The sequence below is a fragment of the Streptomyces sp. NPDC031554 genome (genome assembly GCF_055580685.1).
On sequence record NZ_JBVIKX010000002.1, the window covers coordinates 529,462 to 546,690 of the forward strand.

General features: G+C 74.5%; 22 protein-coding genes. 17 read left to right on the forward strand and 5 right to left on the reverse strand.

The window, feature by feature from the left end:
• Positions 1 to 20: 20 nt before the first annotated feature.
• The 10 genes from ACZ5FU_RS07755 (at position 21) to ACZ5FU_RS07800 (ending at position 5,572) form a co-directional block, all read left to right on the forward strand.
• A complete protein-coding gene (locus ACZ5FU_RS07755; RefSeq protein ID WP_451527287.1) occupies positions 21 to 491 on the forward strand; it encodes a gas vesicle protein GvpO in 471 nt (156 codons plus the stop codon).
• A 111-nt stretch (positions 492 to 602) separates the two neighbouring features.
• Complete coding sequence (locus tag ACZ5FU_RS07760; protein WP_382793553.1) at positions 603 to 1,028, forward strand: gas vesicle structural protein GvpA; 426 nt, start codon at positions 603 to 605, stop codon at positions 1,026 to 1,028.
• Entirely contained in the window at positions 1,025 to 1,777 is a 753-nt protein-coding gene (locus tag ACZ5FU_RS07765; protein WP_451776751.1) for a GvpL/GvpF family gas vesicle protein, read from the forward strand. The genes ACZ5FU_RS07760 and ACZ5FU_RS07765 overlap by 4 nt, the downstream gene beginning before the upstream one ends.
• Positions 1,778 to 1,804: 27 nt before the next feature.
• Positions 1,805 to 2,068 carry a gas vesicle protein GvpG gene (locus ACZ5FU_RS07770; protein ID WP_366058051.1) on the forward strand — a complete coding sequence of 88 codons (264 nt, stop codon included), beginning with the start codon at positions 1,805 to 1,807 and terminating at the stop codon, positions 2,066 to 2,068.
• The gene (locus ACZ5FU_RS07775) at positions 2,065 to 2,748 is read left to right on the forward strand and encodes a DNA primase (protein ID WP_451776749.1); all 684 of its coding nucleotides are present in this window, start codon (positions 2,065 to 2,067) and stop codon (positions 2,746 to 2,748) included. Before ACZ5FU_RS07770 ends, ACZ5FU_RS07775 begins: the two co-directional genes overlap by 4 nt.
• The gene (locus ACZ5FU_RS07780) at positions 2,748 to 3,917 is read left to right on the forward strand and encodes an SRPBCC family protein (protein WP_469045067.1); all 1,170 of its coding nucleotides are present in this window, start codon (positions 2,748 to 2,750) and stop codon (positions 3,915 to 3,917) included. Before ACZ5FU_RS07775 ends, ACZ5FU_RS07780 begins: the two co-directional genes overlap by 1 nt.
• Complete coding sequence (locus ACZ5FU_RS07785; RefSeq protein WP_451527291.1) at positions 3,914 to 4,249, forward strand: gas vesicle protein; 336 nt, start codon at positions 3,914 to 3,916, stop codon at positions 4,247 to 4,249. Before ACZ5FU_RS07780 ends, ACZ5FU_RS07785 begins: the two co-directional genes overlap by 4 nt.
• Positions 4,246 to 5,103, forward strand: a complete 858-nt coding sequence (locus tag ACZ5FU_RS07790) for a GvpL/GvpF family gas vesicle protein (protein WP_451527292.1) — start codon at positions 4,246 to 4,248, stop codon at positions 5,101 to 5,103. Before ACZ5FU_RS07785 ends, ACZ5FU_RS07790 begins: the two co-directional genes overlap by 4 nt.
• Positions 5,100 to 5,288, forward strand: a complete 189-nt coding sequence (locus ACZ5FU_RS07795; protein ID WP_451527293.1) for a gas vesicle protein — start codon at positions 5,100 to 5,102, stop codon at positions 5,286 to 5,288. Before ACZ5FU_RS07790 ends, ACZ5FU_RS07795 begins: the two co-directional genes overlap by 4 nt.
• On the forward strand, positions 5,285 to 5,572 hold the full coding sequence (locus ACZ5FU_RS07800) for a gas vesicle protein K (RefSeq protein WP_451527294.1): 288 nt from the start codon (positions 5,285 to 5,287) through the stop codon (positions 5,570 to 5,572). Before ACZ5FU_RS07795 ends, ACZ5FU_RS07800 begins: the two co-directional genes overlap by 4 nt.
• A 104-nt stretch (positions 5,573 to 5,676) precedes the next feature.
• On the opposite strand, the gene ACZ5FU_RS07805 is transcribed toward ACZ5FU_RS07800, so the two are convergent.
• Entirely contained in the window at positions 5,677 to 6,498 is an 822-nt protein-coding gene (locus ACZ5FU_RS07805; RefSeq protein ID WP_451776746.1) for a methyltransferase domain-containing protein, read from the reverse strand.
• A 266-nt stretch (positions 6,499 to 6,764) separates the two neighbouring features.
• Here ACZ5FU_RS07805 and ACZ5FU_RS07810 point away from each other — a divergent pair, with 266 nt between their 5' ends.
• The 3 genes from ACZ5FU_RS07810 to ACZ5FU_RS07820 all read left to right on the forward strand — a co-directional run bounded on the left by ACZ5FU_RS07810 (position 6,765) and on the right by ACZ5FU_RS07820 (position 9,728).
• On the forward strand, positions 6,765 to 7,421 hold the full coding sequence (locus ACZ5FU_RS07810; protein ID WP_451527296.1) for a histidine phosphatase family protein: 657 nt from the start codon (positions 6,765 to 6,767) through the stop codon (positions 7,419 to 7,421).
• 82 nt (positions 7,422 to 7,503) lie between these two features.
• A complete protein-coding gene (locus ACZ5FU_RS07815; protein ID WP_451527297.1) occupies positions 7,504 to 9,123 on the forward strand; it encodes an ABC-F family ATP-binding cassette domain-containing protein in 1,620 nt (539 codons plus the stop codon).
• A gap of 272 nt (positions 9,124 to 9,395) precedes the next feature.
• Positions 9,396 to 9,728: a DUF6158 family protein gene (locus ACZ5FU_RS07820; protein ID WP_451527298.1), complete on the forward strand. Its 333-nt coding sequence runs from the start codon at positions 9,396 to 9,398 to the stop codon at positions 9,726 to 9,728.
• A gap of 49 nt (positions 9,729 to 9,777) precedes the next feature.
• On the opposite strand, the gene ACZ5FU_RS07825 is transcribed toward ACZ5FU_RS07820, so the two are convergent.
• Both ACZ5FU_RS07825 and ACZ5FU_RS07830 read right to left on the reverse strand, forming a co-directional pair.
• Positions 9,778 to 10,320 carry a type 1 glutamine amidotransferase domain-containing protein gene (locus ACZ5FU_RS07825; RefSeq protein WP_451527299.1) on the reverse strand — a complete coding sequence of 181 codons (543 nt, stop codon included), beginning with the start codon at positions 10,318 to 10,320 and terminating at the stop codon, positions 9,778 to 9,780.
• Positions 10,321 to 10,360: 40 nt separating this feature from the next.
• Complete coding sequence (locus ACZ5FU_RS07830) at positions 10,361 to 10,741, reverse strand: DUF2795 domain-containing protein (RefSeq protein ID WP_451776743.1); 381 nt, start codon at positions 10,739 to 10,741, stop codon at positions 10,361 to 10,363.
• Between the two features lie 520 nt (positions 10,742 to 11,261).
• Here ACZ5FU_RS07830 and ACZ5FU_RS07835 point away from each other — a divergent pair.
• From ACZ5FU_RS07835 to ACZ5FU_RS07850, 4 genes are all read left to right on the forward strand, one after another.
• On the forward strand, positions 11,262 to 12,071 hold the full coding sequence (locus ACZ5FU_RS07835) for an RNA polymerase sigma factor SigF (protein ID WP_451776741.1): 810 nt from the start codon (positions 11,262 to 11,264) through the stop codon (positions 12,069 to 12,071).
• Positions 12,072 to 12,237: 166 nt separating this feature from the next.
• Positions 12,238 to 13,164 (forward strand): hypothetical protein, encoded by a 927-nt coding sequence (locus ACZ5FU_RS07840; RefSeq protein ID WP_469045068.1) that lies wholly within the window; start codon positions 12,238 to 12,240, stop codon positions 13,162 to 13,164.
• Between the two features lie 206 nt (positions 13,165 to 13,370).
• Positions 13,371 to 14,618: an aminotransferase class I/II-fold pyridoxal phosphate-dependent enzyme gene (locus ACZ5FU_RS07845; RefSeq protein WP_451527303.1), complete on the forward strand. Its 1,248-nt coding sequence runs from the start codon at positions 13,371 to 13,373 to the stop codon at positions 14,616 to 14,618.
• Positions 14,615 to 15,679 carry an MBL fold metallo-hydrolase gene (locus tag ACZ5FU_RS07850; RefSeq protein WP_451527304.1) on the forward strand — a complete coding sequence of 355 codons (1,065 nt, stop codon included), beginning with the start codon at positions 14,615 to 14,617 and terminating at the stop codon, positions 15,677 to 15,679. Before ACZ5FU_RS07845 ends, ACZ5FU_RS07850 begins: the two co-directional genes overlap by 4 nt.
• Before the next feature lie 133 nt (positions 15,680 to 15,812).
• On the opposite strand, the gene ACZ5FU_RS07855 is transcribed toward ACZ5FU_RS07850, so the two are convergent.
• Both ACZ5FU_RS07855 and ACZ5FU_RS07860 read right to left on the reverse strand, forming a co-directional pair.
• On the reverse strand, positions 15,813 to 16,439 hold the full coding sequence (locus ACZ5FU_RS07855) for a DedA family protein (protein ID WP_451527305.1): 627 nt from the start codon (positions 16,437 to 16,439) through the stop codon (positions 15,813 to 15,815).
• Positions 16,436 to 17,209, reverse strand: a complete 774-nt coding sequence (locus ACZ5FU_RS07860) for an MBL fold metallo-hydrolase (RefSeq protein WP_451527306.1) — start codon at positions 17,207 to 17,209, stop codon at positions 16,436 to 16,438. The genes ACZ5FU_RS07855 and ACZ5FU_RS07860 overlap by 4 nt, the downstream gene beginning before the upstream one ends.
• Positions 17,210 to 17,229: the final 20 nt, after the last annotated feature.

A 17,229-nucleotide genomic window follows, 5' to 3' on the forward strand; every position in this document is an offset into this window, starting at 1 on the left:
CACGGAAGGGAGAGGTGGCCATGTCGAACACAAAGAACACGGCGGACGCACAAGTTTCACGTACCGCGCGCACGTCACGCGGCAGCGGTACGGGCACTTCGCGCGCCACGCGCACTTCGCGGAAACGCCCGCAGGGCGGTTCCCCGGCCGAGGGCCGGAACACCGAGGACCAGCACACCGACGACCAGGACGAGGGCAGGGACGACACCGTGACGGACAACCGGCCGAGGCCCATGGAGGTACTGCGCGAGGCGCGTGCCCAGCTCGCCGAGCTGACCGGCATGACCCCCGAGAGCGTCTCGTCCTTCTCGCAGACCGAGGACGGCTGGTCCCTGGAGGTCGAGGTCCTCGAACTGGAGCGGGTGCCCGACACCATGAGCCTGATGGCGAGCTACGAGGTCGAACTCGACCCGGAGGGCCAGCTGACCGGCTACCGCCGCGTCCGCCGCTACGAGCGAGGGCGGTCCGACGCGCGGTCCGGCGGCCGGTAGGCCGTCCGCCGGACGGCCCGGCTCCCCGGCCGTACATCGCGCACAAGCCGTTCATCACCCACAAGGCATCACCCACAAGGCAGTCATCACACACAAGGAGGTGCGGTCGGCATGACCGTGGTCCCGGCACAACAGTCCGGTGGCGGAGGCGGCTCCAGCGGCCTCTACGACGTTCTGGAGCTCGTCCTCGACAGGGGGCTCGTCATCGACGCCTTCGTGCGGGTCTCCCTGGTCGGCATCGAGATCCTGAAGATCGACATACGGGTCGTCGTGGCCAGTGTCGACACCTATCTGCGGTTCGCCGAGGCGTGCAACCGGCTCGACCTCGAGGCGGGCCCGCGCAAGAGCCCCGGCCTGCCCGAGATCGTCGGCGACGTCACCGAGTCCGGTGCGCGAGGCAAGTCCAAGGGGGCGCTGTCCGGCGCCGCCGAGACCATCTCCGGCGCCTTCAAGCAGGCCCGTGAGGAAGGCGAGACCGAGTCCAGGCCGCGTGCGCGCAAGTCGACGTCCGCCCGCCGGAAGGAGGAGCAGGAGTGAGCACCTACATCTACGGCATCACCGCCGCTTCGCACCCCGCCCTCCCGGAGGGCCTGAACGGGGTGGGGGAGCCGCCCCTGCCGGTACGGGTGCTGCGGGCGGGTGACCTCGCGGCCGTCGTCAGCGACGCCCCCGAGAACCTCCGGCCCAAGCGCCGCGACCTCCTCGCCCACCAGACGGTCCTGGGCGAGGCGGGAGCCGAGGGCTGCGTGCTGCCCATGCGGTTCGGCAGCGTCGCCCCCGACGACGACGCGGTCGCCGGCGTCCTGACCGAACGCGCCGAGCACTACCTGGAGCGGCTGCGGGCCCTCGAGAACAAGGTCGAGTACAACGTCAAGGCCTCCCACGTGGAGGACGCCGTGCTGCACCAGGTGATGGCGGACAGCCCCGAGCTGCGCGCGATGGCCGAGGCGAACCGGCAGGCCGGCGGCGGCTCGTACGAGCAGAAGATCCAGCTCGGCGAGATGGTGGCGGCCGCGGTCAAGGCCCGTGAGACCGAGGACGCCGCGGAGGTGCGGCGGGTCCTGGAGCCCCTGGCCGCGAGCGTCGAGCCGGGCCCCGAGTCCACCGGCTGGCTCGCCAACGTCTCGTTCCTGGTGGACCGCGACGAGGCGGCGCGCTTCCTGGACGCGGCGGAGGGACTGCGCGAGAGCCGTCCCCACCTGGAGGTGCGGGTGAACGGCCCGCTGCCGCCGTACAGCTTCGTCGAGCCCGGCCCCGCGAAGCCCGCCGTGCCGGCGGCCGGCTAGCGGGCACCGAAGCGAAGGAGCAGGGAGATGGGCCTGATCTCGGAGGTGCTGCTGTTGCCGTTCGCCCCGGTGCGCGGCAGCGGCTGGGTGATCCAGCAGGTGGTTCAGGAGGCCGAGCGGATCTATTACGACCCCGCCACGGTTCGGGCCGAACTCTCCCGTCTCGAAGAGCAGTTGGAAGACGGGGCGATCACGGAGGAGGAGTTCGACCGGATGGAGGACGAGCTCCTCGACCGGCTCGACATCGCCATGCGCAGGAGTACGGGAACCGACGACGGGACGGCACGATGAACCGAGTGGGACTGGGCCTCGCGGTAGGGGCCGGATACCTCCTGGGACGTACCAAGAAGGCGAAACTCGCACTCGCCGTGGGTTCGATGGTCGCGGGCAAGAAGCTGAACCTGACCCCGAGCGGTGTGGCCGACCTGGTGTCCCGGCAGCTGAAGGACAACCCGCAGTTCAAGGAGATCACCGAACAGCTCCGCGGTGAGCTGCGCGGTGTCGGCAAGGCCGCCTCGGGCGCGATGGTCGAGCGGCAGATGAGCGCCCTCGCCGACCGGCTGCACAGCCGCACCGACCGGGTCCGCGACCAGCTCGACGGCGTCGTCCCCGACGCGCCGGGCGGGAGGTCGCGGGACGAGGCGGACGACGACGAGTACGACGAGCGCGACGAACGCGACGAGTACGACGAGGACGCCGACGTCGACGAGGACGCCGAGGACCGGTCGGACGAGGACGCCGAGGCCGACGAGGCCGATGAGGCCGACGAGGAGGAGCCGCCGCGGAAGAAGGCGGCGGCCAAGAAGACGGCGGCGAAGAAGGCACCGGCGAAGAAGGCGCCCGCGAAGAAGGCGCCCGCCAGGAAGGCGCCCGCGCGCGGGACGGCCGCGAAGAAGACCGCCGCGTCGGCCCGCAAGACGGCCGCGAAGGCGCCGGCGCGGGCCCGGCGGCCGAAGGGAGACGGTGAGTGATGACCGAGTCACTCGGATCGGCCACGTCCACGGCCGGCAAGGCGGCGGGCAAGGCCACGGGGGGAAACCCGCTGGCCGGGGTCGCGCAGAGCGAGGCCGCCGACCGGCTGAAGGCGGAGGTGCAGGAATACCTCGCCGCCCAGGCCCAGCGCGTGCTGACCGGGGTCGGCCGCAAGCTCGGCGAGACCACCGTGAAGCTGAACGACATCGCCGACGGCAACAGCCCCGGCTTCGGGAAGCTCGCCCTGGACGGCGGCCGCAAGCTGGCCGAGGGCAAGGGCCCGATGCGCACCGCGCTGGAGCTCGGCGCCTCGCGCGCCAAGGACAAGGTGACCGGCGCGCTGAAGAACCTGGGCGGCGGCAAGGGCAAGCGCAAGGGCGGATCGGGTTCCAAGCCCACCGTCATCATCGAGCAGATCGACGTCGGCGTGCCGCTGCGCACCGCCTACGACCAGTGGACGCAGTACCAGGACTTCAGCACCTTCGCCAAGGGCGTCAAGAGCGCGAGCCGCGCCGACGACACCACCAGCGACTGGCAGCTGAAGGTCTTCTGGTCCAACCGGAGCTGGAAGGCGAAGACCACCGAGCAGGTCCCGGACGACCGGATCTCCTGGACGTCCGAGGGCGCCAAGGGCACCACCAAGGGCGTGGTCTCCTTCCACCGGCTCGCGGACAACCTCACCCGCGTCCTGCTGGTCATCGAGTACTACCCCACGGGTCTGTTCGAGAAGACCGGCAACATCTGGCGCGCCCAGGGCCGTCGCGCCCGCCTCGACCTGAAGAACTTCGTCCGCTTCATCTCCCTCAAGGGGGAGGCGGAGGACGGCTGGCGCGGCGAGATCCGCGACGGCGAGGTCGTCCGCTCCCACGAGGACGCCCTCGCCGAGGAGCAGGAGCAGGAGCAGGAGCAGGAGAACGAGGCCGAGGACTCGGAGGAGCCCGAGGGCGAGTACGACGAGGACCAGCCCGAGGCGGAGTACGACGAGGACGACGAGCGGCCCGAGGACGACGAGCGGCCCGAGGGTGAGTCCGAGGAGTACGACGAGGAGTACGACGAGGACGAGGAGCCCGAGTACGAGGAGGAGGCGGAGCCCGAGGACGAGTACGACGAGGACGAGTACGAGGACGAAGAGGCCGCGGAGGACGAGGACAGGAGGAGCCGTCGATGAGCATGCCGAGCCGGATGCCGGAACCGTACGGCCAGGGCGGCGGCGCCAACCTCGCGGACATCCTGGAACGCGTCCTCGACAAGGGCATCGTCATCGCCGGCGACATCCGGATCAACCTGCTCGACATCGAACTGCTCACGATCAAGCTCCGCCTCATCGTCGCCTCGGTCGACAAGGCCAAGGAGATGGGCATCGACTGGTGGGAGGACGACCCGGAGCTGTCCACCCGAGCCAGACGCGACCAACTCGCCAAGGAGAACGCCGAGTTGCGTGAACGTCTGGCTCGGCTGGAGGAGCTGGAGCCGGGCCGGACCCGGGAGGAGTCCCCATGACCGGACTGCGGTACGTGTACGCCGTCTGCCGGCCCCTCGGCGCGCCCCTGCAGGCCCAGCTGACGGGCGTGGCGGGCGCGCCGGCCAAGCTGCTGCAGCACCACGGCCTGACCGCGGTCGTCAGCGAGGTGCCCGAACGGGACTTCGCGGAGGAGCCGCTGCGCGCCCGCCTGGAGGACCTCGACTGGCTGGCCGCGACGGCGCGCGGCCACCAGCAGGTGATCGACGCGCTGACCGCGGTGACGACACCGCTGCCGCTGCGGCTCGCGACCGTCTTCCGCGACGACAGCGGCGTGCGCGTGATGATGGAGGAGCGCGAGGAGTCCTTCCGGCGCACCCTGGACCGGCTGGAGGGCCGCGTCGAATGGGGCGTGAAGATCTACGTCGAGCCCACGGGCGAGGAGACCTCCGGTCCGGACACCGCGGCGGCGAAGCCCGCCTCGGGCCGCGACTACCTCCTGCAGCGGCGGAGGAAGGCGCGGGCGCACGAGGACAGCTGGCAGCGGGCGGAGCGGTTCTCCGGCCGGCTGCATTCCCTGCTCTCGGAACACGCGGACGCGGCCCGTCTGCACGCACCGCAGAATCCCGCTCTCTCCCGGGCCTCCGGGCAGAACGTGCTGAACGCCGCCTACCTGGTGCCGCGTGCGCGGTCCGAGGAGTTCGTGGAGCTCGTGGACGGCACGAAGGACGAGGAGCCCGGGATGCGCGTCGAGCTCACGGGACCCTGGGCGGCGTACTCCTTCGTGGAGCCCGCGTCGGAGGAGGGCGACGGGAACGGCGCGGAGGGCGCGCGCACCGGGAGCGGCACGGAGGACGCGGGCAGGGGCGGGGCCGCGGGGGAGGAGGGACCGTGACCGTCGTGGAGCGCCGCGAGATCGCCCTCATCGACCTGCTCGACCGGCTGCTGGCCGGCGGGGTCGTCATCAAGGGCGACGTCACCCTGCGGATCGCGGACGTCGACCTCGTCCGCATCGATCTGAACGCCCTGATCAGCTCCGTGAACGAGAACGTGCCGTCGCCCTGGAGGGATCTTTCGTGACCACCCCGCCCAAGCGTCAGGTCGATCTGGAGCCCGACACGGTCGAGCGGGACCTGATCAAGCTCGTCCTCACCGTCGTGGAGCTGCTGCGCCAGCTGATGGAGCGGCAGGCGCTGCGCCGTTTCGACCAGGGCGACCTGTCCGAGGAGCAGGAGGAGCGGATCGGGCTCACCCTGATGCTGCTCGACGAGCGGATGACGGAATTGCGCGACCGCTACGGCCTGCGGCCCGAGGACCTGAATCTGGACCTCGGGCCGCTCGGGCCGCTGCTGCCCCGGGAATGAGCCGACGCCCCGGGAGGCCCGGGTGACGGGACGACGGGGACCCGGGCGGGGAAGGACGGGGCCCGGCTGCGGGAAGGACGCCTGACGCGCGGGGACGACGCGCGTCAGGCGTCCTTCCTGCACAGGACCTCTCCGTGCAGGACGGCGAACCAGCCGTCGTCCCGCCGCCCCCATTCCCGCCAGGCCTCGGACACGGCCCTCAGGCGCGCGGTGTCGGCGTGCCCGCCCTCGACGGCCCGCCGCGCGTAGGCGGAGTCCAGGGTGCGGTCGGCCCACAGGCCGCTCCACCAGGCCCGCTCCTCGGCGGTGCTGAAGGTCCAGGTGGCGGAGGTGGCCGTGACGTCCGTGAAGCCCGCCTCCCGCGCCCACGCCTTCAGCCGGCGTCCGGCGTCGGGTTCCCCGCCGTTGGCGCGGGCCACCGAGTGGTAGAGGTCCAGCCAGTCGTCCATCCCGGCCGAGGCCGGGTACCAGGTCATCGCCGCGTAGTCCGCGTCGCGGACGGCGACGTGTCCGCCGGGCCGGGTGACGCGCCGCATCTCGCGCAGCGCCCGCACGGGGTCGCCGACGTGCTGGAGCACCTGATGGGCGTGGACCACGCAGAACGTGTCGTCCGGGTGGTCGAGGGCGTGCACGTCGCCGACCTCGAAGCCGACGTTGGTCAGGCCCCGCCCGGCGGCCGTGGCCCGCGCCTGCTCCAGGACGCCCGGCGCGCGGTCGACGCCGGTGACGTGGCCGTCGGGGACGAGGGCGGCCAGGTCGGCGGTGATGGTGCCCGGCCCGCAGCCGATGTCCAGGATCTTCATGTGCGGCTTCAGCGAACCCAGCAGGTACGCCGCCGAGTTGGCGGCGGTCCGCCAGGTGTGCGAGCGCAGTACCGACTCGTGGTGTCCGTGCGTGTAGACGGCGGTCTCCCGCGTTTCCGGCATGGCTCGGCCCCTTCTTCACGGTCTTCACGGTCCGCTCCCCGGGGTCCGGGGAGCCCGGGGACCGATGTGCGTCACCGTACGTCCGCACTCGCATGTTGAGACAGTTCGTTCCGTAGAATGGACTGACGGTCCGTCAGCGACGTGCGCCGGCCCCGCGGTCGGCCCCGCGGGGCGGGTTCCGGGCGGACGGGTGCCGCCGCCGGCCCGCGGGTACCCTGCAGGGGCCGGTTCCCGCGCGGGGCGGCACGGCACCGGAAGGTGAGCGCATGCGTCTGCTCCTGGTCCGCCACGGCGAGACCCCCACCAACGTCGAGCGGCTGCTGGACACCGCCGTCCCCGGCCCCGGCCTGACCGCGCTCGGCGAACGGCAGGCCGCCGCCCTGCCCGAGGCCCTCGCCGACGAGGACATCGACGCCCTGTACGTCTCCACCCTGGTGCGGACCCGGCTCACCGCCGCCCCGCTGGCCGCAGCCCGCGGCCTGGACGTCCTCGAGCGCGACGGCATCCGGGAGATCTCCGCCGGAGACCTCGAACTCCTGCCGGGCGAGTCCGAGCAGGGCGAGCGCTACCTGCGCACGGTGTTCGCCTGGGCGGCCGACGAGCCGGAGCTGCGCATGCCGGGCGGCGAGAGCGGCACCGAGTTCCTGGAGCGCTACGACGCCGTGGTCGCCGAGGCCGCCGCGAGCGGCGCCCGCTGCGCCGCCCTGGTCAGCCACGGCGCCGCGATCCGCGCCTGGACGGCGGCCCGCGCCCGCAACGTGGACGTGCCGTTCGCCGCCGCCCGCCGACTCGCCAACACCGGTGTGGTCGTCCTCGACGGCACCCCCTCCGCCGGGTTCGAGGCCCTGACCTGGGCGGGCGCGGCCGTGGTACCCGCGGGCGAGGGCGGACCGGCCGGCGAGCCGTTCGACGCGGCCGGATGATCTCCGGTCCGCGGGGACGGCGCCGACGGGGAACCGATATGGGTTTGCCGCATCCCGCGGGCGGCCAGCACAATGCACCCCCATGGGACATCTGGAAGCCGCGCACCTCGAGTACCACCTCCCCGACGGGAGGACGTTGCTCGGCGACGTGTCCTTCCGGGTGGGCGAAGGGGCCGTGGTGGCCCTGGTCGGACCCAACGGCGCCGGCAAGACGACCCTGCTGCGGCTGGTCTCCGGCGAGCTGAAACCGCACGGCGGCACCGTCACCGTCGGCGGCGGGCTCGGTGTGATGCGCCAGTTCGTGGGCTCCGTACGGGACGAGACGACCGTACGGGACCTGCTGGTGTCGGTGTCCTCGCCGCGCATCCGGGAGGCCGCGAAGGCCGTCGACGAGGCGGAGCACGCGATCATGACGGTGGACGACGAGGCCGCGCAGATGAACTACGCGCAGGCCCTGTCCGACTGGGCCGAGGCCCAGGGCTACGAGGCCGAGACGCTGTGGGACATCTGCACCACGGCCGCCCTCGGCGTGCCCTACGACAAGGCCCAGTTCCGCCAGGTGCGCACCCTGTCCGGCGGCGAGCAGAAGCGGCTGGTGCTGGAGGCGCTGCTGCGCGGCACCGACGAGGTGCTGCTGCTCGACGAGCCCGACAACTACCTCGACGTCCCCGGCAAGCGGTGGCTGGAGGAGCGGCTGAAGGAGACCCGTAAGACGGTCCTGTTCGTCTCCCACGACCGCGAACTCCTCTCCCGGGCCGCCGAGAAGATCGTCTCCGTGGAACCGGGACCGGCCGGCGCCGACGCCTGGGTGCACGGCGGCGGCTTCGCCACCTACCACGAGGCCCGGCGCGAACGCTTCGCCCGCTTCGAGGAGTTGCGCCGCCGCTGGGACGAGAAGCACGCCCAGCTGAAGAAGCTGGTGCTGAACCTGCGGCAGGCGGCCTCCGTCAGCCACGAGATGGCCTCCCGCTACGCGGCCGCGCAGACCCGCCTGCGCAAGTTCGAGGAGGCGGGCCCGCCGCCCGAGCCGCCGCGCGAACAGGACATCACCATGCGACTCAAGGGCGGCCGCACCGGCGTGCGGGCCGTCACCTGCGAGGGCCTCGAGCTGACCGGACTGATGAAACCCTTCGACCTGGAGGTCTTCTACGGCGAGCGGGTCGCCGTCCTCGGCTCCAACGGCTCCGGCAAGTCGCACTTCCTGCGCCTGCTGGCCGGCGACACCGTGGCGCACACGGGGAAGTGGAAACTGGGGGCGCGGGTCGTCCCCGGCCACTTCGCGCAGACCCACGCCCACCCGGAACTGATGGGCCGCACGCTCCTGGACATCCTGTGGCAGGAGCACTCCCAGGACCGCGGCGCCGCCATGTCCCGGCTGCGCCGCTACGAGCTGACCCAGCAGGCCGAGCAGGCCTTCGAGCGGCTGTCCGGCGGGCAGCAGGCCCGCTTCCAGATCCTGCTGCTGGAGCTGGAGGGCGTCACCGCCCTCCTCCTCGACGAGCCGACCGACAACCTGGACCTGGAGTCCGCCGAAGCGCTCCAGGAAGGGCTGGAGGCCTTCGAGGGCACGGTCCTGGCCGTCACCCACGACCGCTGGTTCGCCCGCTCCTTCGACCGCTACCTGGTCTTCGGCAGCGACGGCCGGGTCCGCGAGACCCCGGAGCCCGTGTGGGACGAGCGCCGCGTGGAGCGCGCGCGGTAGCGACGGCGGCAGGTGGCGGCGGCGGTGGCGGCGCCGAGGGCGGCCGCGGCCGGGCGGCCGGGGCGGCCCGCGCGCCGGCCGCGCCGGGGTCCTGCGGCGGCCCGCGGTGGGACGCGGTCCGCGGGCGGGTCCCCGCCCTGCCGCGAGGCGCCGGCGCAGCCGGAGGCCCGGGAGCCGGATTGTTCGTACAGTGGACTCAGAGACGCGAGATCCATGGCCCCTCCCTGACGCCGGCCGGACGTCCGTGCCGTGCGGGCGGGTACCCGGACCCCATGGACGCACACGACGACTGGGGTACCACCATGACCGGAGTCGACCCCGACCGGCTGGACGACCAGCAGCTCATGAAAGAGCTGGAGACGATCCACCGCACCCGCCACGACACCCTGCTGTACGGCTCGAACGACGCCCTGCGCGCCCACAACGACCGGATGGCGAAGCTGGAGGGCGAGTACCTGCGCCGCAACCCGCGCCGCTTCGTCTCGCCCGCCCGCACTCGCGACGGCGCCCGGGAACGGGCCGGCCGGGCCGACGGCACCGAGCGCCCCGGCGCGCCCGTCGGCAAGTGGGGTCCCGGCGCGGCGAGCGGCCCCGGCCGGGTCTGAGACCCGCCGGGGCCGCTCGTCCACCGGTCCCGCGGCGCGCGGGGGACGCTCAGGCGGCCTCCCGGGCGAACACCTCCAGGAAGGTCTCGCAGAACGCCTTCAGATCGTCCGGCTTGCGGCTGGTCACGAGCTTGTTCGGGCCGTGGTCGCAGACCTTGACCTGCTCGTCGACCCAGTCGCCGCCGGCGTTGCGGATGTCGGTCCGCAGGCTGGGCCAGGAGGTCAGCACCCGGCCGCGCACGACGTCCGCCTCGATCAGCGTCCACGGGGCGTGGCAGATCGCGGCGACCGGCCGGCCCTGCTCGAAGAACGCCTTGACGAACGCCACCGCCTTGTCGTCGGTGCGCAGGAAGTCGGGGTTCGCGACCCCGCCCGGCAGGACCAGCCCGCCGAAGGAGTCCGCCGCGGCCTCGCCGGCCACCTCGTCGACGGGGAAGGTGTCCGCCTTGTCGAGATGGTCGAACGCCTGGACCTCGCCCGGCGCGGTCGACACCAGCACGGGCTCGTGTCCCGCGTCCACCGCCGCCCGCCAGGGCTCGGTCAGCTCCACCTGCTCGACGCCCTCGGGTGCCGTCAGAAACGCGATGCGCATGATCGTTCCATGTCCTTTCCGGTGTTCTCCGGTGTCGTCCTCAGGCCCCGTCCCTGGTGAGGGTCTCGGCCAGTTCCTGCACGGTGGCGTAGCGCTGCTTGTGCGGCAGCCGCCGTACCGCCTCGACGAGCGCGTCCGGCGCGTTCTTGCGGCGCAGGGTCCCCGCCAGTTCCTGGGGGCCGGCGGGGAACGGGCCGCGGCCCAGGATGCGGGCCAGTTCCAGCCGTACCGTCGCCAGCGACGCCCGCGCGTTCCCCGGCACCACCGGCCCGCCCCAGACCTGCGGATCGTCCTCCGCGGACGGCTCGGGGTCGTGCCACTCCTCGGACCGCGTGGGGTGCCCGGACCTCAGCAGGCCCTGCAGCTCGTGCTTCATCTCGTCGTCCCGGTGGACACTCAGCCGGTCGCTGCCTCGCTGCATGTCTCCCTCCACTTCCTCGGGTGCAGGTTCCTCGGGTGCAGGCCCACCGCGTACCCGGGGGGCCGGAACCGACACGGGGTCCGCGCCGCCGAAATCGGGGGTGCGCTCACCCGTGCCCGCGCCCGGCGGGCCTCCCGCGCCTTCGCACCGGCAAACCCGCCCGGACACCGGCCCCACCCGGCCCCGGGCGGCCGGCGGCCCGTCGAGGCCGGCGCGGGACGCCGCCGCGGACCTCGGCGGTCGTGGAGGGCGCTGTCCGGGCGGGAGCGGCACGGACCACCGGATCTCCTCGGCTGCCCCCGCGCGGCAGCGGAAAACCTGGCCGGGTGCCCCCGCGCGCCGTCGGAAAACGCCGGGGAAGTTTGAGGGGGCGGGCAGGGGGCAGGCGAGCACAGTGCTTCGGACCGGAGGCACGCCCGTGGGACGCCGCTTCGACGCGACCCGGGCGGCCCGTCCGGACCGCTCCGCGCTCCCACGGTGACCGGCCGACACCGAGCACCCCTAGGGAGTTGCTACGCCCATGAGCACCACGCCCATGCGAAACCGCTCGAGTACGAGGCGCCACCCGCACGACGACGCCCCCGACACCGCCGAAGCCTTCCGCACGCTCGCCGCACTGCCTCCGGGCCCCCGCCGCGACGCGCTCCGCCGGCGGATCGTCGAGGCCTGGCTGCCGATGGCCGACCGCATCGCCGGACGCTTCCGCAACCGCGGCGAGAACGCCGAGGACCTGCGCCAGGTCGCGGCCCTCGGCCTGGTCAAGGCCGTCGACCGCTACGACCCCGCACTCGGCAACGCCTTCGAGAGCTACGCCGTCCCCACCGTCACCGGCGAGATCAAGCGGCACTTCCGCGACCACATGTGGACCCTGCACGTGCCGCGGCGCGTGCAGGAACTGCGCAACCGCGTCCGCCTCGCCTCCCAGGAGCTGGCCCAGACGGTGTCCGGGCGACGGCCCACCGTCACCGAGATCGCCGAACGCGCGCAGCTGAGCGAGGACGAGGTGCGCGAGGGGCTGGGGGCGCTGGAGAGCTTCACCGCGCTGTCCCTCGACGCGGAGCTGCCGGGCGGTGAGGACGGCTACTCGCTGAACGACGCCCTCGGCGCGCCCGACCCCGCGCTCGACACCGTCGTCGACCGGGAGTCCGTCAGGCTGCGGCTCGCCGCACTGCCGGAACGCGAGCAGGCGATCCTCTACATGCGGTTCTTCCGGGACATGACGCAGAGCCGGATCGCGGAGGAGCTGGGCATCTCCCAGATGCACGTGTCCCGGCTGATCAGCCGGTGCTGCGACCGGCTGCGCGAACAGGTGCTGCACGACGCGGCCTGACGACGGGCCGCGGCGGGGAGTCATCGGCGCTCCGCACCCGTCACCCGATCGGGTGCGGCCGTCCCGCCAATGGACCGCGGCCACGGGCGCCGGCGGACCGGGCGGGCTGTGATGGCCGGGAGGCACGGACGTGTGCCTCGCAGCCGTCGGCCGAAGGAGCCGTCCCATGCGCCCCACCGCCCGTGTCCTGTCCGTGGCCGCCCTGGCCGGTGCCGTACTGGCCGGCGCCGGCCCGGCCGCGTCCGCGGACCCGGGGGCGGAGATCAGCCCGGCCACGGCCGCTCCGGGGGACAGCGTCACCGTCACCGTCACCTGCGACCCCCTCGGCGCGCCCGCGCCGCCGAGCATCGACGCCGCCTCGGACGCCTTCGAGGAAGGCACCGTCAAGCTCACCCTGGAGCCCGGCGGCGACGAGCTGACCGGCCCCGCCTACCGCGGCACCGCCCGGATCGCCCCGGCCGAGGACCTCGACGTGCCGACGGACCCCGCCGACCCGGCCGACCCCGCCGACCCCGCCGACCCGGCGGACGCGGCGGGCACGGACTCCGCCTGGACCGTCGACGGCACCTGCCCGGCGCCGCCCGGCGGGCAGGGCGGCCCCTGGAGCGCCACCTACGGCGTCCCCCGCACGGGCGGCGGCGGTGGCACGGGCGGCGGCGCGGGCGCCGGTGACACGGGTGGTGGCGTGGGCGGCGCGGGTGCCGGTGAGACGGGTGGTGGCGTGGGCGGTACGGGCGGTGGTGGCACGGGCGGTACCGGCGGAGGGACGGGGCCGGGCGCCCCGAGCTGCGCGCCCGCGCACCCCGCGGCCTGCGCCACGCCACCGCCGCCCCAGCCGTGCGCCTCCGGCCGCCCCGCCCCCTGGGGCACCGCTTCCCACGGCACCGCTTCCCGGGAAGCGGCCCCCCGCGACACCACCTCGCACGGCACGGCCTGCCCCGGCGCCGCCGTCCAGCACGGCGTGCGCGCCGGCACCGGCGGCACCTTCACCGACTCCGTCCCCGCCCTGGTCGCCGGCGGGCTGCTCATCGCCGGCGCGCTCGGCGCGGCCGGCCACCGGCTGTGCCGCCGGGACCGTACAGCGGGCCGCTGAGCCCGCCCGGCCCGCGGGGCGACCGGCCCGCCGCCATGGGGCGACGCCACACGGGGTACTCGGCACCCGAGGGCCCGCCCGGCCCCGGACACCCCGTCCCGCACCACCCGGACCTCCCGGACCACGGACGGCGTCCCACCGCCGTACGAGGAGGCCGGCGGCCGGCGGCGGCACAGGGCACAGGCACCGACGGCGCGGAGGACGGCATGCGGGGCACGGAACCGGAAGGACACGGCCCTGTCCGCTTCGGGCCCGAACTGCCCGCGGACGGCCTGCCCGTCCTGCCCGACCTGGCCGCCGTCCTCGCCGCGGCCGCCGGACGCCCCGAGGGCGAACCCGTCGGCGGCGGCCGCGCCCTTCTCGACGCCGCCTGCGGCTACTGGGAACGGCGCGGCACCCCCACCGGGCCGGACCGGGTCGTGGCGGGGCCCGGGGCCCCCGTCCTGCTGGTCGCGCTGACCGCCGCCCTCGGCGGCGACGTCCTGGTGCCGAGGCCCTGCGCGGCCTGGTGGGCGCCGTACGCCCGGCTGCTGGGGCGGCCCGTCTTCCACGTGCCCACCCCCGCCGAGTGCGGCGGCGTCCCCGACCCCTACGCCCTCCTGGAGACCGTGCGCCGGGTCCGCGCCGAGGGCGGCGACCCGCGGTTGCTGGTGCTGTCCGTCGCCGACGACCCCACCGCCACCGTCGCCCCGCCCGAGGTGCTGCACGAGGCCGTGGAGGCCGCCGCCGACGAGGGTCTGCACCTGATCAGCGACGAGACCTGGCGCGACACCCTGCACGCCCCGCGGGACACCGTCCTGGTCGGCCCCGCCGAGATGCTGCCCGACCGGGTCACCGTCGTCAGCGACCTCGCGGGTGCCCTGCTGCCCACCGGCTGGCCCGCCGCCGTCGCCCGTCTCCCCGGCACGGCCACCGGGGACGACCTCCACGCGCGCGTGCTCGACGTCCTCACCGCGCTCGACGCGCGCGTCGCCGCCCCCGTCGCCGCGGCCGCCGCCTTCGCGCTGACCGAACCCGAGCCGGTCACGGCGCGCGTCGACGCCGCCGTACGCCTGCACACGCGCGTGGCCGCCGCCGCGCACGGTGCCGTCGTGGCCGCGGGGGCCCTCGCGCCGCCGCCGCGCGCGGGCCGTCACCTGTACGTCGATCTCGGGCCGCTGCGCGAGGGGTTGGCCGCGCGGGGCGTCGGCGACGCGCAGGACCTGGAGGACCTCCTCACCGCCCGGCTCGGCATGCCCGCGCCGGGCGGCCACCGCTTCGGCGACGACCTGGGGGCGCTGCGCGTACGGCTCTCCACGGGCCCGCTGCTCGGCACGACGCACGCGCAGCGCACGGAATGCCTCGGGTCGCCCACTCCGTGGGAACTGCCACACGTGCGACGCGCGTTGATCCACCTGAAGTCGGTACTCGACGATCTCCGTGACGACGCTCAGCGACGGGAGCCTCCTCGATGACGCAGCAGTCCGAGTCGACCACCTCCACGCCCGTGCGGGACACCGGCACCCCGCCGGCCGAGTCCCTCGTGACCTCCCCCGTGACCCCTCCCGTCCCGCCGCTCGCCGAGCCGCGCCCGCTGGGCGAGCCCCGGGTGTGGCCGCGCGGTTTCCACGACCGGCTGACCGCCCCGCTGCCCGGCCTCAAGGCCCTCGCCCGCTTCGCCCGCGAAGGCGCCGTGCGGCCCGGGAAGGAGGGCCTCGCCGACGTCCCGCTCCTGCCCTTCGCGCCCGGCCCGCCGCCCCGCGTCGACACCCGCACCGTCGCCGTCACCTGGGTGGGACACGCCAGTTGGGTGGTGCGGATCGGCGGGCTGACCGTCCTGACCGACCCCGTCTGGTCCCGCCGCATCATCGGCACCCCGGCCCGCCTCACCCCCGTCGGCGTCCCCTGGGAGGACCTGCCGCCCGTCGACGCCGTCGTCATCAGCCACAACCACTACGACCACCTCGACGCCCCCACCCTGCGCCGACTCCCGCGCGACACGCCGGTGTTCGTGCCCGCCGGGCTCGGCCGCTGGTTCCGGCGCCGCCGGTTCGTCCGCGTCACCGAGCTGGACTGGTGGGAGGCGGCCGAACTCTCCGGCGTCCGCTTCGACTTCGTCCCGGCCCACCACTGGTCCAAACGCGGCCTCAACGACACCTGCCGCACCCTGTGGGGCGGCTGGGTGCTCACCGGCCCCGGCGGACACCGCCTCTACTTCGCCGGCGACACGGGCTACGGCCACTGGTTCTCCCGCATCGGGCGACGCCACCCCGGGATCGACCTCGCGCTGCTGCCGATCGGCGCCTACGACCCCCGCTGGTGGCTCAGTGACGTCCACTGCGACCCGGAGGAGGCGGTACGGGCGGTGCGCGACCTGGGGGCGCGCCGGATGGCGCCCATGCACTGGGGCACCTTCGTCCTCTCCGCCGAACCCGTCCTCGAACCCCTCATCCGCGTCCGCGCCGCCTGGGAGAAGGCCGGCCTGCCCCGCGAGGACCTGTGGGACCTGGCGGTGGGGGGCTCACGGGTGCTGTAGCGCCGCGCCCGGCCCGGACGGCACGAGGGGACCGGGGGAACGGGGCGCGGGGACGGACGTACGGGGAAGGGGGGGGCGGGGACGACGGTGTGCGCGGGGACCGCGCGCGCCCCCGTCCCCGTCCCCGCGGCGCTCATCCCGTCGACCGCTCCCGCAGTCTGCGCCACAGGCCCGGTACCGCGCTGACGACCAGGGTCAGCACGACGGCCGCCACCACGCCCTCCCACGGCTCGGGGAACAGGGAGCCGCCGAGGATCCCGATCAGCTGGTAGGTCACCGCCCACGCCAGGCAGGCCGGCAGGTCGCCCCGCGCGAACCGGCGCAGCGGCCAGTCGGCCATGAGGCAGGCCAGCATCACCGGGATGCGGCCCGCGGGCACCAGCCGGGACAGCACCAGCACGGCCGTGCTGTGGTCGGCGAGCTTCTCCTGGGCCTGCGCGAGCCGCTCCTCCGGCGCCCGCGACCGGATCGCCTCCAGCCAGCGCGAGCCGTTCCTCGACCGCATCCCGCGCCGGCCCAGCCAGTACAGCCCGACGTCCCCGCAGAACGCCGCCAGCGACGCCGTCACGAACACCAGGGCCAGCGCGAACGGCGCCGTCTGGTGGAAGGCGACCACGGCCGCCGAACTCACCAGTGCCCCCGTCGGCACCACCGGCACCAGCGCGCCGATCAGCACCAGCAGGAACAGCGACGGGTAGCCGAGCGCCTGCTGCGTGGACTCCGTCGGTATCACCGCCGGGACGGCGGCCAGCGGCGTCATCGCGCGACCTCGGGGCGCACGCTCTCCCCGTGCCCGAGCCGGTGCACCACCACGTCCGGCGCACGCTCGGCCGCCAGGCGCACGAACTCCTCACCCGGCGCGTGGAATTCATGGGGGCGCACGGCGTCCATGCCGATCGGCCAGTACGTGCCGTAGTGCACCGGCACCGCGCTCCGCGGCGCCAGCCGGGCCAGCGCCTCCGCGGCCCGCCCCGCGTCCAGGTGCCCCTCCCCGAGGTACGGCCCCCAGCCGCCCACCGGCAGCAGCGCCACGTCGACCGGCCCGACCTCCTCGGCCATCGACTCGAACAGGCCGGTGTCCCCGGCGAAGTACGTCCGCGCCTCGCCCTCCACGACGTACCCGAGCGCGGGGGAGCGGTGCCGGCCCACCGGCAGCCGCCGCCCGTCGTGCCGCGCGGGCACGACCCGTACGCGCAGGTCACCGAGGGTCGTCTCGTCCCCCGGCGCCACCTCGGTCAGCCGCAGGTGGCGCAGGCGCCGCAGGCCCGGGACGGCGCGCGGCGCACCCCGGGGCACCAGCAGGCGCGTGCCCGGCGCGAGGCGCGCCAGCGAGGGGATGTGCAGGTGGTCGGAGTGCAGGTGCGACACGAGCGCCGCGTCCGCGCGCCAGGCGTCGGGCGGGGGCGGCGCCCCCCGGCGCCGGCGCAGGTGCGCGAGCCGGCGGGCGAACAGGGGATCGGTGAGCACACGGACGTCCGCGTCCGCGATCGTGCAGGTGGCGTGACCCCACCACGTGATCTCCACCGGCACTTCTTTGCCCCCTTCGCGCG

What these genes read in the sequence shown, in the direction of transcription:
- ACZ5FU_RS07755 (WP_451527287.1), top strand. Translation starts at nt 21, where the DNA reads ATGTCGAACACAAAGAACACGGCGGACGCACAAGTTTCACGTACCGCG.
- ACZ5FU_RS07760 (WP_382793553.1), top strand. Translation starts at nt 603, where the DNA reads ATGACCGTGGTCCCGGCACAACAGTCCGGTGGCGGAGGCGGCTCCAGC.
- ACZ5FU_RS07770 (WP_366058051.1), top strand. Translation starts at nt 1,805, where the DNA reads ATGGGCCTGATCTCGGAGGTGCTGCTGTTGCCGTTCGCCCCGGTGCGC.
- ACZ5FU_RS07775 (WP_451776749.1), top strand. Translation starts at nt 2,065, where the DNA reads ATGAACCGAGTGGGACTGGGCCTCGCGGTAGGGGCCGGATACCTCCTG.
- ACZ5FU_RS07780 (WP_469045067.1), top strand. Translation starts at nt 2,748, where the DNA reads ATGACCGAGTCACTCGGATCGGCCACGTCCACGGCCGGCAAGGCGGCG.
- ACZ5FU_RS07785 (WP_451527291.1), top strand. Translation starts at nt 3,914, where the DNA reads ATGAGCATGCCGAGCCGGATGCCGGAACCGTACGGCCAGGGCGGCGGC.
- ACZ5FU_RS07790 (WP_451527292.1), top strand. Translation starts at nt 4,246, where the DNA reads ATGACCGGACTGCGGTACGTGTACGCCGTCTGCCGGCCCCTCGGCGCG.
- ACZ5FU_RS07805 (WP_451776746.1), bottom strand. Translation starts at nt 6,498, where the DNA reads ATGCCGGAAACGCGGGAGACCGCCGTCTACACGCACGGACACCACGAG.
- ACZ5FU_RS07810 (WP_451527296.1), top strand. Translation starts at nt 6,765, where the DNA reads ATGCGTCTGCTCCTGGTCCGCCACGGCGAGACCCCCACCAACGTCGAG.
- ACZ5FU_RS07815 (WP_451527297.1), top strand. Translation starts at nt 7,504, where the DNA reads ATGGGACATCTGGAAGCCGCGCACCTCGAGTACCACCTCCCCGACGGG.
- ACZ5FU_RS07820 (WP_451527298.1), top strand. Translation starts at nt 9,396, where the DNA reads ATGGACGCACACGACGACTGGGGTACCACCATGACCGGAGTCGACCCC.
- ACZ5FU_RS07825 (WP_451527299.1), bottom strand. Translation starts at nt 10,320, where the DNA reads ATGCGCATCGCGTTTCTGACGGCACCCGAGGGCGTCGAGCAGGTGGAG.
- ACZ5FU_RS07830 (WP_451776743.1), bottom strand. Translation starts at nt 10,741, where the DNA reads ATGCAGCGAGGCAGCGACCGGCTGAGTGTCCACCGGGACGACGAGATG.
- ACZ5FU_RS07835 (WP_451776741.1), top strand. Translation starts at nt 11,262, where the DNA reads ATGAGCACCACGCCCATGCGAAACCGCTCGAGTACGAGGCGCCACCCG.
- ACZ5FU_RS07840 (WP_469045068.1), top strand. Translation starts at nt 12,238, where the DNA reads ATGCGCCCCACCGCCCGTGTCCTGTCCGTGGCCGCCCTGGCCGGTGCC.
- ACZ5FU_RS07845 (WP_451527303.1), top strand. Translation starts at nt 13,371, where the DNA reads ATGCGGGGCACGGAACCGGAAGGACACGGCCCTGTCCGCTTCGGGCCC.
- ACZ5FU_RS07850 (WP_451527304.1), top strand. Translation starts at nt 14,615, where the DNA reads ATGACGCAGCAGTCCGAGTCGACCACCTCCACGCCCGTGCGGGACACC.
- ACZ5FU_RS07855 (WP_451527305.1), bottom strand. Translation starts at nt 16,439, where the DNA reads ATGACGCCGCTGGCCGCCGTCCCGGCGGTGATACCGACGGAGTCCACG.